Here is a 13,199-nt window from a genome sequence, read left to right as displayed (position 1 = left end):
ACTTGCGCCGGCCAGAAACCCAAGGAAATCCGCGGGCCTCCACGTTCTTCACGGACGACTAGCTACGGGCAGAACTGCCGCTCGGCCCGCGCGGCGACGCGCTGCTGGACGAGGTCGAAGGGCAGCTGGAAGGCAATCTCGTCCCAGCCCCAGAACTGGCGCAGTGCGCCGCGCAACGCGTTGGGCCCCAGCGCAGGCCTCCTTCCATCATGCGCAGAAACCGGCAGGACGGGTGCCAGCAGGTCTCGCCAGAAATCGGCCGAGAGCCAGGCATCCACCACGCTCGCGTGCATGCCCGGTGCCAACTCGTGGCGTTGCCGCGCCAGACGGAAGGGCGGCGTGCCGAGGAAGACGCCCTCCTTCCCGAAGAAGCGCGCCTCCTCCACCAGCGAGGAGGAGACGCCGACCACACGGCGGATGCTGTCCTGCGCCATCAGCAGATAGGCGTTGTCCGTCGCCTCGCGGATGCGGCGCAGCGGCAGGCAGAGATCGTGCAGGCCGAAGCCGTCCGCGTTGTAGGGGTGCGGCTTGAACAGCACGCGGCCCTCGCGCCCCACCGCCTTGTGAAAGGCTTCGAGAAAGCTGGCGAGATCGAGCAGCCTTCCCTGCGCGATCAGTGCACGGTCCACGCGCGTCTGGCCGACCACCAGCACGGATTCCGTGACAGGCGGGTGTAGCGGCACCTTCACCGCCGTCGCGGCGAGAAGATCGGCCCAGGGCTCGAAGACATGCTCCTCGGCATGGTGCGGCGCCAGCGCCTCGGCAATCGCGGCGTGGTTCGTCTGCACGGCGAAGAGGAGGTCCGGGCCGAAGCGCACCGGATGGATGTTCAGGTCCACCCAGGCGATGCCGAGGCGCGTCAGCAGGCGCTTCTGCGTCTCCGCCAGCTCGAAGCCGATCACCGCCGCCGCGCCCTCGAAGGCGCGCGCCAGCAGGCGGGCGGCGTCGCGCGGCAGTTCCGACGCGTCGAACAGCCCGACCCAGCCTTCGATGTCGGCGGGCGCACCGGCCTCGGCGAAGAAGGCCGGCGTGTCGAAGGCGATGGCGCCCGAACCCGCCGGCGGCGCCCAGGCCAGCGCCTGCACCTCGAGGCCCGATGCTGCCGCGAGCGGCCGGCGCAGCAGCCGGTGCAGCCACAGGATGTTGCCCGTCTGCGCCGGCCGGAACGCCTCGTCCTGCGGGCGAAGGAAATCGCCCGTGAGGATGATGCGCGCCGCAGTCAAGCGCGCTCGATCCTCGCCCAGATCAGGCCCAGGCCGATGCGGCGCGTGTCGCGCTTCGGCCCGACGGCCGGATCGTCGTGCTGCGGGCCGTGCAGCAGCAGCGTCAGCCGCGCGCTCGCCGGCATCTCGGGCAGGGTCAGCGCCGCCTCGAAGATCCCGACGACGCCGTCATTGGCCACCGTGTGGAAGGCGAGCGGTGCCCCGTCCAGGAACAGGTCGTGCTCGCCGATGTCGAGCGGCAGGCCGAACGGCGCGCGCAGGCAGAGCGTCAGCACCAGCTCGCCGCCGCCGAGCGCCGGCAGCAGCAGGGTTGCGCAGCGCGAGGCGCCCGACCAGCGCAGCGAGCCGCCCTCGGTGCGCTCCGCCTGCCACCAACCGAAGCCGACGAAGTCCGGCGCGCCGGCATCGAGCGCAACCGGCCCCTCGATCGGCTCCTCCGCCGGGCCAAGCGCGGCGCCAAGCCGCGACTTCGGGATGAAGCGCAGCGGATCGAGGCGCATGCGCTCCTCGCGCGACAGCATCGCCGCGCGCTGTGCATCCTCCAGCGCGTCCAGCCGCGCCGCCTGCCGCGCCATCTCGGCCAGCAGGAACTCGCCGAAGGGCTGCGCCTCCGCGGGCAGCGCGGCGAGCAGCGGCGCCACGTCCTCGCCCAAGCGCAGCGCGTGGCGACGTTCCAGCGCCGCGTCGATCAGTGGCGCGCGGTCGGGCGAGAGGTCGGGCAGGTCATCGGTCACAACTCCTGCACCTCCGCCACGCCGGGCAGCACCTTCATCGCCTGCATCAGCCGCGGCGAGACGTTGAAGCCGCCGGGCAGCGCGATCTCCACCTCCTGCCCCGGCCCGGTGACCGGCACCAGCACGACGCGCCCGCGCCCCTTGCCCTCGCGGTGGAGCAGCGCGCGAATGGAGCCGATCGCGGCCGTCTGCTCCAGCCAGAGCTTGATGCCGCCGGCGATGCCCTGCGCCGCCTTCTCCAGCGGCTCGGCATCCTGCGCGGTGATGCGGATGGTCTCGCCATCCATGCGGATCTCCGCCGTCAGCAGGATGGCGTTGCCCTCCGTCAGATGCTCGCCGGCGCGTGCGAGGCTCTCGCTGAAGAAGGTCGCCTCGTAGCTGCCCTGCGCGTCGGAGAAGCGGATCCACGCCATCTTGTTGCCGGTCTTGGTGCGGCCGTTCTTCACCGCGACGACGGTGCCCGCCAGCTTCATGCGCGCCGCGCCGCCCCGCGCGCGCTCCGCGATCTGCGCGGAGGACACGACGCCGAGCTTCGCAAGCGCCTTCTTGTAGGTATCGAGCGGATGCGCCGAGAGATGGAAGCCGACGGCCTCGGCCTCATAGGTCAGGCGTTCCAGCATCGGCCAGTCCTGCGCTTCCGGCAGGCGCAGCGGCGGCGGCGCGGTCTCGGCGCCGAACATGTCGCGCGTCGGGTTGAGGCGGCGCTCGGCCGCTTCCTGCGCGCCGCGCAGGATGAACTCGGCGCCCTGCACGACCCTCGCGCGGTTCCGCTCCAGGCTCTCGAAGGCGCCGGCCTTGGCGAGATTCTCCAGCTGCATCTTGTTCAGCAGCTTCGGGTCCACGCGGCCCGCGAAATCCGAAAGCGACGCGAATGGCCCGCCCGCATCGCGCGCCTTCACCAGCTCCTTCATCGCCGCGACGCCGACCCGCTTGACCGCGCCGAGCGCAAAGCGGATGGCGGCCTTGCCGTCGGCCATCGTCTCCATGACGAATTCCGCGCCGGAGAGGTTCACATCCGGCGGCAGCACCGGAATGCCGAGTCGTGCCGCCTCCTGCATGTGCCCGGCCAGCTTCTCCGTCTTGTCGAGGTCGAGCGACATCGAGGCGGCGAGGAACGCCACCGGGTGGTTCGCCTTCAGATAGGCGGTCTGGTAGGCGACCAGCGCGTAGGCGGCGGCGTGCGACTTGTTGAAGCCGTATTCAGCGAACTTCTCCATCAGGTCGAAGATCTCGCCGGCCTTCGCCTCCGGCACGCCGTTCTTCACCGCGCCATCCACGAAGATCCTGCGCTGCGCCTCCATCTCGGAACGGATCTTCTTGCCCATCGCGCGCCGCAGCAGGTCCGCGCCACCGAGCGAATAGCCGGCCAGGTCCTGCGCGATCTGCATCACCTGTTCCTGGTAGACCAGGATGCCGTAGGTCTCGTCCACGATGTGGCGGATCGCGGGATGCGGCGGCTCCCACTTCTCGCCATGCTTGCGCTGGCAATAGGCCGGGATGTTCGCCATCGGGCCCGGCCGGTAGAGCGACACCGCCGCGATCAGGTCCTCGAAGCGGTCGGGGCGCATCATGCGCAGGCATTCGCGCATGCCCTGACCTTCGAACTGGAACACGCCCGCCGCATCGCCCTTCGCCAGCATCGCGTAGGATTTCGCATCGTCCAGCGGCAGCGTCGCGAGGTCGATCACGATGCCCTGCGTCTTCAGCAGGTCCACCGCGCGTTCCAGCACGGTCAGCGTCTTCAGCCCGAGGAAGTCGAACTTCACCAGGCTCGCCTGCTCGACATACTTCATCGAGTACTGCGTGATGAGCATCTCGGACCGCGGGTCCCTGTAGAGGGGCACGATCTCCATCAGCGGCTTGCGCCCGATCACCACGCCCGCCGCGTGGGTGGAGGCGTTGCGGTACAGCCCCTCGAGCTGCTGCGCCACGTCGAGCAGGCGCGCCACCTGCTCGTCATTGTCGCGCATCTCCTGCAGCTTCGGCTCGCCCTCGATGGCCTGCGCCAGGGTCACCGGCTTGGCCGGGTTGAACGGGATCAGCGAGGCGATGCGGTCCACCTGGCCGTACGGCATGCCCAGCACGCGGCCGACGTCGCGCACCGCTGCCTTCGCCTGCAGCTTGCCGAAGGTGATGATCTGCGCCACGCGATCCGCGCCGTATTCGCGCACCACGTACTGGATCACCTCGTCGCGCCGGTCCTGGCAGAAATCGATGTCGAAGTCCGGCATCGAGACGCGCTCGGGGTTCAAGAAGCGCTCGAACAGCAGGCCGAAGCGCAGCGGGTCGAGATCGGTGATCAGCAGCGCCCAGGCGGCAACGGAGCCAGCCCCCGATCCACGCCCCGGCCCGACCGGGATGTCGTTCTGCTTCGCCCACTGGATGAAGTCGGCAACGATCAGGAAGTAGCCGGAGAAGCCCATCTTCTCGATCACGCCCAACTCATAGGCCAGCCGTTCGCGATAGACGCCGCGCGCCTCCTCGGGCGTCTTCTGCGCATCGAGCCGCTTCTCCAGCCCTTCGCGCGCCATGGCGGCGACGGTCTCCGGCTCGGTCATGCCGGGGCGGACCTTGGGGCAGATCGGCAGTTCGGGCTTGCGGCTCTCGGCCATCACGGCGCAGCGGCGCGCGATGGCGAGCGTGTTGTCGCAGGCCTCCGGCAGGTCGGCGAAGAGCTCGCGCATCGCCTCGGCCGCCTTGAACCAGTGCTCGCGCGTGACGCGGCGGCGGTCCTGCTCCGCCAGCACGCGGCTCTCGGCGATGCAGAGCAGCGCGTCATGCGCCTCATGCATCTTCGCCTCGGCGAAATAGACGTCATTGGCCGCGACGATCGGCAGGCCGTGCTCATCGGCCAGGCGCAGCAGGCCCGGCTCGATCGCGCGTTCCACCGCCAGTCCGTGGCGGTGCAGTTCCACCACCAGATCGTCCGGCCCGAACATCTCGCGAAGCTGTGCCAGCAGCTTGCGCGCAGCCTCCCGCCGGCCTTCCGCCAGCAGCCGCCCGAGCGGCCCGGTGGTGCCGCCGGTCAGCAGGATCAGCCCTTGCGCGTGCCGCCCGAGCGTCTCCAGCGTCACGCAGGGCTGGCCGGAGGGATCGCTGCCGAGGAAGCCGGCGGAGGACAGGCGCTGCAGGTTCTCCAGCCCCGCCGCATCCCTGGCCAGCGCCACGATCGGGTCCGGCCGGCTGCGCTGCGGATCATGCGCGCGGCCCGGCTCATCGGTCGCTGCGCGGCCGAGGAAGAGCTGGCAGCCCATGATCGGCTGGATGCCCTTGGCCGTGCACCCTTGTGCGAATTCCAGCGCGCCGAACAGGTTGGCCGAATCGGTCAGCGCCACCGCCGGCATGCCCGCGGCACGCGCCAGGGCCGGCAGCTTCTCCGCCTTGATCGCCCCTTCGGAGAGCGAGTAGGCGCTATGGGTGTGCAGGTGGACGAAGGAGGCGCTCATCGCCCCGTTCCTAGCACGGACGCCGAGGAGATTCGCGATGCCCGACGACCTGGCCCTGCTCCGCCGCGCCATCGCGCTGGCGGCCGAAAGCCGCGAAGCCGGCCAGCATCCTTTTGGCGCCGTGCTGGCCGATGCGCAGGGCCGCGTGCTGATGGAGGCGACCAACGGCTTCCACCCGCATGGCGACGGCACCGCGCATGCCGAGCGCCTGCTCGCCACCCGCGCCTGCCTGGAACTGCCGCCGGAATTGCGCAGCGCCGCGACGCTCTATTCCAGCGCCGAGCCCTGCGCGATGTGCAGCGGCGCGATCTACTGGGCCGGGATCGGCCGGCTGGTCTATGGCCTCTCCGAGTCGCGCCTGAAGGCGATGATCGGCCCGCACCCCGAGAACCTGACCATGGCCCTGCCCTGCCGCCAGGTCTTCGCCGCCGGCCAGCGCGCCATCGCGGTGGAAGGCCCGCTGCTGGAGGACGAGGCCGCGGTGGCGCATCACGGGTTCTGGTGAGCCGCTCCACCACCCCAGGCCGCGCAAGCGGCCCGCGCACAGCGCAACCGCTGGGCAGGTCGCACGAGCGCGTAGGCGCGCAAGCCAGGCGGCCGGAGGCCGCGCCCGGCGCCTGAGGGCACCGGATCAGTGCAGCTTCACGCGCGGCTCCGTCCGCTGGCTGAGCAGCCGCCCGAGCGAGGCCAGCGCCGTCTTCGGCACGCCATGCAGCGCGCGCTGGTGCATCTTGTAGAGCGAACGGTACATCAGGCGGGCGAAGTAGCCCTCCACCATCAGGCTCTTGCCGACCAGCACGCCCATCAGGCTGCCGACCGTCGAATAGTGGCCCAGCGAGACCAGCGAGCCGAAATCACGGTACTTGAACGGCTCCGGCGCTTCGCCCTTCAGGCGGCGGCGGATCTGGCGCAGCACATGGCTGGCCTGCTGATGCGCCGCCTGGGCGCGCGGCGGCAGGAAGCCGCCCGGCCCGGGACCGGGGCAGGCCGCGCAATCGCCGATCGCGAAGATGTCGGGATCCTGCGTGGTCTGCAGCGTCGGCAGCACCGCCAGCTGGTGCATGCGCGCCAGTTCCAGCCCGTCCAGCCGCGCCAGCACCGCCGGCCCCTTCACCCCCGCGGACCAGACGACGAGTTCCGAATCGAGCCTGCGCCCATCGGCCAGCTCCACGCCCTGCGCCGTGACGGCGCTGACCCGCGTGCCGGCCAGCACCACCACGCCAAGACCCTCCAGCAGCTTGGTCGCCGCTTCCGAAAGCCGCTCCGGCAGCGCCGGAAGGATGCGCGGCGCCGCCTCGATCAGCGTGATGCGGATGTCGCGCTCGGCGTCGATGCGATCCAGCCCATAGGCGACCAGCGAGCGCGTCGCGCGATGCAGCTCCGCGGCGAGTTCGGTGCCGGTCGCGCCGGCGCCGATGATCGCCACATGGAGCTGGCCCGGGCGGATCGGCTCCGGCTGGGTATGGGCGCGGATGCAGGCATTCACCAGGCGGCGGTTGAAGCGCCGCGCCTGCTCCGTGGTCTCGAGCGGAATGGCATGGTCACGCACGCCGGGCGTGCCGAAATCATTGGTCGTGCTGCCAACGGCGATCACCAGCGTGTCGTAGGGCTCCACGCGCTCCGGCGTGATCTGCCGCCCATCCTCGTCGAAGGTGGGGCCGAGCAACGCCAGCTTCCGCGCGCGGTCCAACCCGACCAGGTCGCCATAGCGGTAGGTGAAGTGGTGCCAATGCGCCTGCGCGAGGTAGTCCAGTTCGTGGTCGTCCACATCCAGGCTGCCGGCCGCGACCTCGTGCAGCAGCGGCTTCCAGAGGTGGCTGCGGGAGCGATCCACCAGCGTCACCACCGCCTTGCCGCGCCGGCCGAGCGTGTCGCCGAGGCGCGTTGCCAATTCCAGCCCGCCGGCGCCGCCGCCGACCACCACGATGCGGTGCAGCCCCGCCGCCCCCGCGGCCGCGGCATCCGCCGGGCCCTGCGGCCGGCTCAGATCATTCGGCATGCCGGCTTTCCCTCCGCTGCGCGATCAGCATAAACCGGCAGCGCGCGGCGAAGCCAAGCAGAACCGTTGCGCCTCAACCCGGGACGACGTGGCCCTCGCGCAGCGTCACCACCCGGTCCATCCGGGCGGCGAGGTCTGGATTGTGGGTGGCGATCAGCGCCGCGACGCCCTGGCCGCGCACCGCGTGCAGCAATTCGTGGAAGACGCGATCGGCGGTGCCGACATCAAGGTTGCCGGTCGGCTCGTCGGCCAGCAGCACGCGCGGCGCATTGGCCAGCGCACGCGCGATCGCCACGCGCTGCTGCTCGCCGCCCGAGAGCTTGCCCGGCCGATGCTGCTCGCGGCCCGTCAGGCCGAAGGCGTGCAGCAGCTCCGCGGCGCGGGCATTGGCCGCCGCGCGCGGCGTGCCGGCGGCCATCTGCGGCAGGGCGATGTTCTCGAGCGCGGTGAACTCCGGCAGCAGATGATGGAACTGATAGACGAAGCCGATGGTGCCGCGGCGGATCGCGGTGCGCTGGTCGTCGTTCAGCGTGCCGGCGGCGCGGCCCTCGACGAAGACCTCGCCGGCATCCGGCTTCTCCAGCAGGCCGGCGAGATGCAGCAGCGTGGACTTGCCGGTGCCGGAAGGTGCGACCAGGGCGACGATCTCGCCGGCATGCAGCGTCAGGTCGGCGCCGCCCAGCACCGGCAGCTCGCCCGCCTCCGTGCGGAAGCTGCGGACGACGTTCCGCAGCTCCAGCGGTGCCGCCTCACTCATTCCGCAGCGCCTCGACCGGGTCGGTCTTCGCCGCGCGCCAGGAGGGATAGATCGTCGCCAGCAGGCTGAGGCCCAGCCCCATGCCGACCACCTGCGCCACCTCCCTCGGGTCCACCACAGCCGGCAGGCGGGTGAGGAAATAGACCTCCGGGCTGAACAGCTCGGTGCCCGACAGCCACTGGATTGCCTGGCGGATGCTCTCGATGTTGGCGACGAAGGCCATGCCGAGCAGGAAGCCGATCAGCGTCCCCGCCACGCCGACGCTGGCCCCGCACAGCAGGAAGATGCGCAGGATCGCGCCGCGCGTCGCCCCCACCGTGCGCAGGATGGCGATGTCGCGGCCCTTGTCCTTCACCAGCATGATGAGCGAGGAGACGATGTTGAACGCCGCGACCAGGATGATCAGCGTCAGGATCAGGAACATCACGTTCCGCTCAACCTGCACGGCGGCGAAGAAGCTGGAGTTGGCGTCCTGCCAGTCCAGCACGCGCACCGGCGTCTCCAGTGCGCTGCGGATCGCGCGCGTCACGCCGCGCACTGCCGTCGGGTCCTGCACGAAGACCTCGATCTGCGTCGCCGTGTCGCCGGTCTGGAAGAAGGTCTGGGCGGCGGAGATCGGCAGGAAGACGAAGCTGCTGTCGTATTCGTGCATCCCCACCTCGAACAGCGCCGCGATGGTGAAGGCGCGCACCCGCGGCACCGTGCCGAACACCGTGGTGCGCCCCTGCGGCGAGACCAGCGTGACGCGGTCCCCCACCGTCACGCGCAGGCGCTGCGCCAGCCGCGTGCCGATCACGATGGCATCGTCGCCCGCGAACCGCTCCAGCGAGCCGACCGCGATGTTCTGCGCCACCAGGCCGCGCGCGCGGAACTCCTCCGGCCGGATGCCGCGCGCCAGGCCGCCGGAAGCGCCGCCCTGCTCGCTGGTCAGCAGCACCTGGCCCTCGACGATCGGCGTGGCGCTGACCACGCCGGGCACGGCGCGGATGCGGCCGGCCATGGCATCGTAGTCCGTGATGTTCCGCTCGACGCCGTAGACGCCGAGATGCCCGTTCAGCCCGAGAATCCGGCTCAGCAGCTCCTGGCGGAAGCCGTTCATCACGCTCATCACGATGATCAGCGTCGCCACGCCCAGCGCGATGCCCACCAGCGAGAAGATCGCGATGACCGAGACGAAGCGCTCACCCTTGCGCGCGCGCAGATAGCGGAAGGCGACGGCGCGCTCGAAGGCGTCGAACATCAGCCGCGGATCTTCGCGAGCGCGTCCTCGGGCGAGACCTCGTGCCGCTCCCCGGTCATGCGGCGCTTGAGCTCCACCCTGTTCGCCGCGGCGCCGCGGGGGCCGACGATGACCTGCCAGGGATGCCCCATCAGGTCGGCATCGGCGAATTTCGCGCCGGCGCGGTCGGCTCGGTCGTCATAGACCGCCGCATCGCCGAGCGCGCCGTAGAGCCGCTCGGACAAGGCATCGCAGGCGGCATCGCCGGCCTTGAGGTTCAGCACCGCCGCGGCGAAGGGCGCCACGGCGTCGGGCCACTTGATGCCCGCCTCGTCGTGATTGGCCTCGATGATCGCGCCGACCAGGCGGGAGACGCCGATGCCGTAGCTGCCCATCTCCGGCACCACAACCTGGCCATCGGCGCCCTGCACCGTCAGCCCCATGGGCTGGGAATACTTGGTGCCGAAATAGAAGATGTGGCCGACCTCGATCCCCCGGGCGGAGACACGCTCGGCCGCCGGCAGCTTCTCCCACGCCAGCGGGTCGTGCATCTCGTCGGTGGCGGCGTAGTGACCGGTCCAGCGCCCGACCAGCGGCGACAGGTCGGAATCGTAGTCGGGCGCCTCGGCGAGCGGGTCCATCTCCAGCAGCGCCTTGCTGACGAAGACCTGGCTTTCGCCGGTCTCGGCCAGGATGATGAATTCGTGGCTGAGGTCGCCGCCGATCGGGCCGGTGTCGGCGCGCATCGGGATCGCCTTCAGGCCCATCCGCGCGAAGGTCCGCAGATAGGCGAGGAACATCTGGTGATAGGAATGCGTCGCGCCTTCCTTCGTCAGGTCGAAGGAATAGGCGTCCTTCATCAGGAATTCGCGGCCGCGCATCACCCCGAAGCGGGGGCGCACCTCGTCGCGGAACTTCCATTGGATGTGGTACAGGTTGCGCGGCAGGTCGCGATAGGACTTGGCGAACTGGCGGAAGATGTCGGTGACCATCTCCTCGTTGGTGGGGCCGAACAGCATCTCGCGCTCGTGCCGGTCCTTCAGGCGCAGCATCTCGGGCCCATAGGCGTCATAGCGGCCGGACTGGCGCCAGAGATCGGCCGGCTGGATCGTCGGCATCAGGATCTCCTGCGCGCCGGCGCGGTCCTGCTCCTCACGGACGATCTGCTCCACCTTCTGCAACGCCCGCCACCCGAGCGGCAGCCATGCATAGATGCCGGCAGAGGTCTGGCGAACCAGCCCCGCACGCAGCATGAGCCGGTGGGAGACGATCTGCGCCTCGGCCGGGGTTTCCTTGAGTGTCGGCAGGAACGCACGAGAGAGGCGCAAGGGGTGGCTCCGGGGGAGAAGGGAAGGCGCCGGACCCTACAGCAGGATGGGGGCGTCCGGAACGGGCCATGGGCGCGGCGGCCGGAATGCTGCGCCAGATGAAGCACCGTCCATGCTCCGACCCCCAGGGCACTGTGAAACGACGAGTCCCGATCATGTTGCGCCGCAACAAAATGACTCGTGCGGGGTCGCGCAAGAATAAGTCGCGTCGTCACGCGCGGCACAGTGTTCAAAAATCCCTTTGCATTTCTGAATCGCGCCGCTACAAAAAAAAGCGGGCCGCGCCCTTACGGGAGCGGCCCGAGTTTAGGGAGGAAACGCCAGTCACACGGCAGAGAGAGGATCAACCTCTCCCTGAAGACATAGTGGCGTGGGGAGCAAAGGCGGCACAACAGCAAAGCCCGCCGCGGAAAGCCAAAAAACGGGCGTCTAGAACCGAACTGCACATTCGAGTGGCGGCACCCGCTGGGGAGGCGGGTTTGCCGCCCTAATTTTGTGCACCGCCCTGCGGCGGCGCCGGGCCCTCATAAGCCAGCCAGCCCTCCCGGAAACTGATCAGGTCGGACTCGATCAGCGCGTAGGCGCCAAGCCAGAGCAGGCTGGCCAGCACCGTGGTGCCGATGAGCTTGCGGGCGAGCAGCGGCCGCGCCGGCGCGCCGCGCCAGCCGCCGGCCTCGGGGTCCGGATCCTCGACCGGGCGGGTGCCGATCGGCAGCACGGCGAACAGCGCCGTCCACCAGATCAACACATAGACGACACTCCCTGTGAACCAGTCCATGGCGTTCCGCCTCAGCGTCCCTCGCTCTCGGGAAATCTGGCGCGCAGGCCGAGCAATGCCAGCCGTGCCGTCAGACCCGCAGCAGATGTACCTCGACGCTCGGCCGCTTGCGCAGCCGGCGGCCGACTGCCTTGCGCACCGCGCTCCGCGCCGCTTCCCGCAGCGTGCCGTCCTCGCGCTTCATCGGCGCCGGCAGGTCGCCCATGGCGCGCGCCAGATCGGCGGCGATCTGCGCCGGCTCGTCATCGGTGCCGTCGAACAGGCCGGGCGCCGAGATCTGCGGCTTGCCCAGCACCCGCCCTGCCCCATCCACCGCCAGCGAGGCGACGACCACGCCGTTGAACAGCATCTTCTTGCGCGCCGCGAGCAGTTCGCCATCCAGCGGCAGCAGCCGATGGCCATCCACCGCCAGCCGCCCGACCGGCGCCGCCTCCACCACGTCCGGCGTGCCGGGCGCGAGGCGCAGCACGTCGCCATCCTCGATCACATAAGCTTCCGCCCCCAGGCTCTCGGCCAGGTTCGCGTGCTCGTTCATGTGCCGCCACTCGCCATGCACCGGCACCGCGTATTTCGGCTTCACCAGGCCGTAGAGCCGCTTCAGCTCGTCGCGCGCCGGATGGCCGGAGACATGCACCATGTGGTCGTCCGCGGTCATCACCTCGACGCCCGCCCGCGCAAGTTCGTCCTGGATGCGCAGGATCGCCCGCTCGTTGCCGGGGATCATCCGGGAGGAGAAGATCACCGTATCCCCCTCCCCCAGCGAGACATGCGGATGGGTGTCGCCGGCGATCTTGGCGAGTGCGCTGCGCGGCTCGCCCTGGCTGCCGGTGCAGATCATCACCAGTTTGCTGTCCGGCACGTCGCCGGCCTGTTCCTCCGTGAGGAAGGGCGGCAGGTCGCGCAGATAGCCGCATTCGCGCGCCGCGGCCTCGGCATTGCGGAGGGACCGGCCGAACAACGCGCATTCGCGCCCCGCCGCGCGGGCGGCGAGCGCGACGCTCTCCACGCGGGCGACATTGGTCGCGAAGCAGGCCACCGCCACACGGCCCTTCAGCTTGCGGATGATCGCGGCGAGGTTGCGCCGCACCTCCGCCTCGCTGCCGGAATGCCCCTCGACCAGCGCATTGGTGCTGTCGCCGACCATCGCCAGCACGCCTTCCTCGCCGAGGCGGGCGAAGGCGGCCTCGTCGGTCGGAGGGCCGATGAGCGGGTTGGGATCGAGCTTCCAGTCGCCGGTATGCAGCACCGTGCCGTGCCTGGTGCGGATCGCCAGCGCCTGCGCCTCCGGCACGGAATGCGCCACGCGGAGGAACTCCAGGTCAAAGGGCGCCACGGTCCAGCGGCTGCCCGGCGCCTGGGTGATGATCTCCACCTGCCCGAGCAGGCCGGCCTCGCCCAGCTTCCGCCGCAGCACGGCGGAGACGAAGGGGCCGGCGTGGATCGGGCAACGCAGCTGCGGCCACAGATGCGCCACCGCGCCGATGTGGTCCTCATGCGCATGGGTGATCACCAGCCCGACCAGCCGGTCGCGGCGTGCGACCAGCCAGGACGGGTCGGGCACCATGACCTCCACCTCCGGATGCTCCGGCCCGCCGAAGCCGAGGCCGCAGTCGACGGCGAGGAGTTGCCCATCGCAGCGATAGACGTTGAAGTTGAGTCCGATCTCCCCCGTCCCGCCGAGCGGGATGAAGGCCAGGTCTCCGGTCATTTCTGTT

Annotated in this window: 10 protein-coding genes; 1 reads left to right on the top strand and 9 read right to left on the bottom strand. The window is 70.2% G+C overall.

The window, feature by feature from the left end; all coding sequences use genetic code 11:
• Positions 1-62: 62 nt before the first annotated feature.
• The 3 genes from ACESM1_RS17235 to dnaE are packed head-to-tail and all read right to left on the bottom strand — an operon-like array spanning position 63 to position 5,403.
• Positions 63-1,223 (bottom strand): hypothetical protein, encoded by a 1,161-nt coding sequence (locus ACESM1_RS17235; RefSeq protein ID WP_372622104.1) that lies wholly within the window; start codon positions 1,221-1,223, stop codon positions 63-65.
• The gene (locus tag ACESM1_RS17230; protein WP_372622103.1) at positions 1,220-1,957 is read right to left on the bottom strand and encodes a hypothetical protein; all 738 of its coding nucleotides are present in this window, start codon (positions 1,955-1,957) and stop codon (positions 1,220-1,222) included. Before ACESM1_RS17230 ends, ACESM1_RS17235 begins: the two co-directional genes overlap by 4 nt.
• On the bottom strand, positions 1,954-5,403 hold the full coding sequence (gene dnaE / locus ACESM1_RS17225) for a DNA polymerase III subunit alpha (protein WP_372622101.1): 3,450 nt from the start codon (positions 5,401-5,403) through the stop codon (positions 1,954-1,956). The genes ACESM1_RS17230 and dnaE overlap by 4 nt, the downstream gene beginning before the upstream one ends.
• Positions 5,404-5,440: 37 nt before the next feature.
• On the opposite strand from dnaE, the gene ACESM1_RS17220 reads away from it, so the two are divergent.
• A complete protein-coding gene (locus ACESM1_RS17220; RefSeq protein ID WP_372622099.1) occupies positions 5,441-5,908 on the top strand; it encodes a nucleoside deaminase in 468 nt (155 codons plus the stop codon).
• Positions 5,909-6,034: 126 nt separating this feature from the next.
• Here ACESM1_RS17220 and ACESM1_RS17215 read toward each other — a convergent pair whose 3' ends face one another.
• The 6 genes from ACESM1_RS17215 to ACESM1_RS17190 form a co-directional block, all read right to left on the bottom strand.
• A complete protein-coding gene (locus ACESM1_RS17215; RefSeq protein ID WP_372622097.1) occupies positions 6,035-7,402 on the bottom strand; it encodes an NAD(P)/FAD-dependent oxidoreductase in 1,368 nt (455 codons plus the stop codon).
• Positions 7,403-7,475: 73 nt separating this feature from the next.
• Positions 7,476-8,159: an ABC transporter ATP-binding protein gene (locus ACESM1_RS17210; protein WP_372622095.1), complete on the bottom strand. Its 684-nt coding sequence runs from the start codon at positions 8,157-8,159 to the stop codon at positions 7,476-7,478.
• Positions 8,152-9,399 (bottom strand): lipoprotein-releasing ABC transporter permease subunit, encoded by a 1,248-nt coding sequence (locus ACESM1_RS17205; protein ID WP_372622093.1) that lies wholly within the window; start codon positions 9,397-9,399, stop codon positions 8,152-8,154. The genes ACESM1_RS17210 and ACESM1_RS17205 overlap by 8 nt, the downstream gene beginning before the upstream one ends.
• Positions 9,399-10,706 carry a proline--tRNA ligase gene (gene proS / locus ACESM1_RS17200; protein ID WP_372622091.1) on the bottom strand — a complete coding sequence of 436 codons (1,308 nt, stop codon included), beginning with the start codon at positions 10,704-10,706 and terminating at the stop codon, positions 9,399-9,401. The genes ACESM1_RS17205 and proS overlap by 1 nt, the downstream gene beginning before the upstream one ends.
• A 487-nt stretch (positions 10,707-11,193) precedes the next feature.
• Positions 11,194-11,484 carry a DUF1467 family protein gene (locus ACESM1_RS17195; protein ID WP_372622089.1) on the bottom strand — a complete coding sequence of 97 codons (291 nt, stop codon included), beginning with the start codon at positions 11,482-11,484 and terminating at the stop codon, positions 11,194-11,196.
• Between the two features lie 70 nt (positions 11,485-11,554).
• Positions 11,555-13,192, bottom strand: coding sequence for a ribonuclease J (locus tag ACESM1_RS17190; RefSeq protein WP_372622087.1), 1,638 nt, complete (start codon positions 13,190-13,192; stop codon positions 11,555-11,557).
• Positions 13,193-13,199: the final 7 nt, after the last annotated feature.

The sequence above is a fragment of the Falsiroseomonas sp. genome, from assembly GCF_041690465.1.
GTDB lineage: Bacteria > Pseudomonadota > Alphaproteobacteria > Acetobacterales > Acetobacteraceae > Falsiroseomonas.
This window is presented reverse-complemented; position numbering and strand designations above follow the sequence as displayed.

Bases quoted from the DNA above. Each gene is read 5' to 3' on its own strand.
- ACESM1_RS17190 (WP_372622087.1), bottom strand. From the start codon at position 13,192: ATGACCGGAGACCTGGCCTTCATCCCGCTCGGCGGGACGGGGGAGATC.
- ACESM1_RS17220 (WP_372622099.1), top strand. From the start codon at position 5,441: ATGCCCGACGACCTGGCCCTGCTCCGCCGCGCCATCGCGCTGGCGGCC.
- ACESM1_RS17210 (WP_372622095.1), bottom strand. From the start codon at position 8,159: ATGAGTGAGGCGGCACCGCTGGAGCTGCGGAACGTCGTCCGCAGCTTC.
- ACESM1_RS17215 (WP_372622097.1), bottom strand. From the start codon at position 7,402: ATGCCGAATGATCTGAGCCGGCCGCAGGGCCCGGCGGATGCCGCGGCC.
- ACESM1_RS17205 (WP_372622093.1), bottom strand. From the start codon at position 9,399: ATGTTCGACGCCTTCGAGCGCGCCGTCGCCTTCCGCTATCTGCGCGCG.
- ACESM1_RS17195 (WP_372622089.1), bottom strand. From the start codon at position 11,484: ATGGACTGGTTCACAGGGAGTGTCGTCTATGTGTTGATCTGGTGGACG.
- dnaE (WP_372622101.1), bottom strand. From the start codon at position 5,403: ATGAGCGCCTCCTTCGTCCACCTGCACACCCATAGCGCCTACTCGCTC.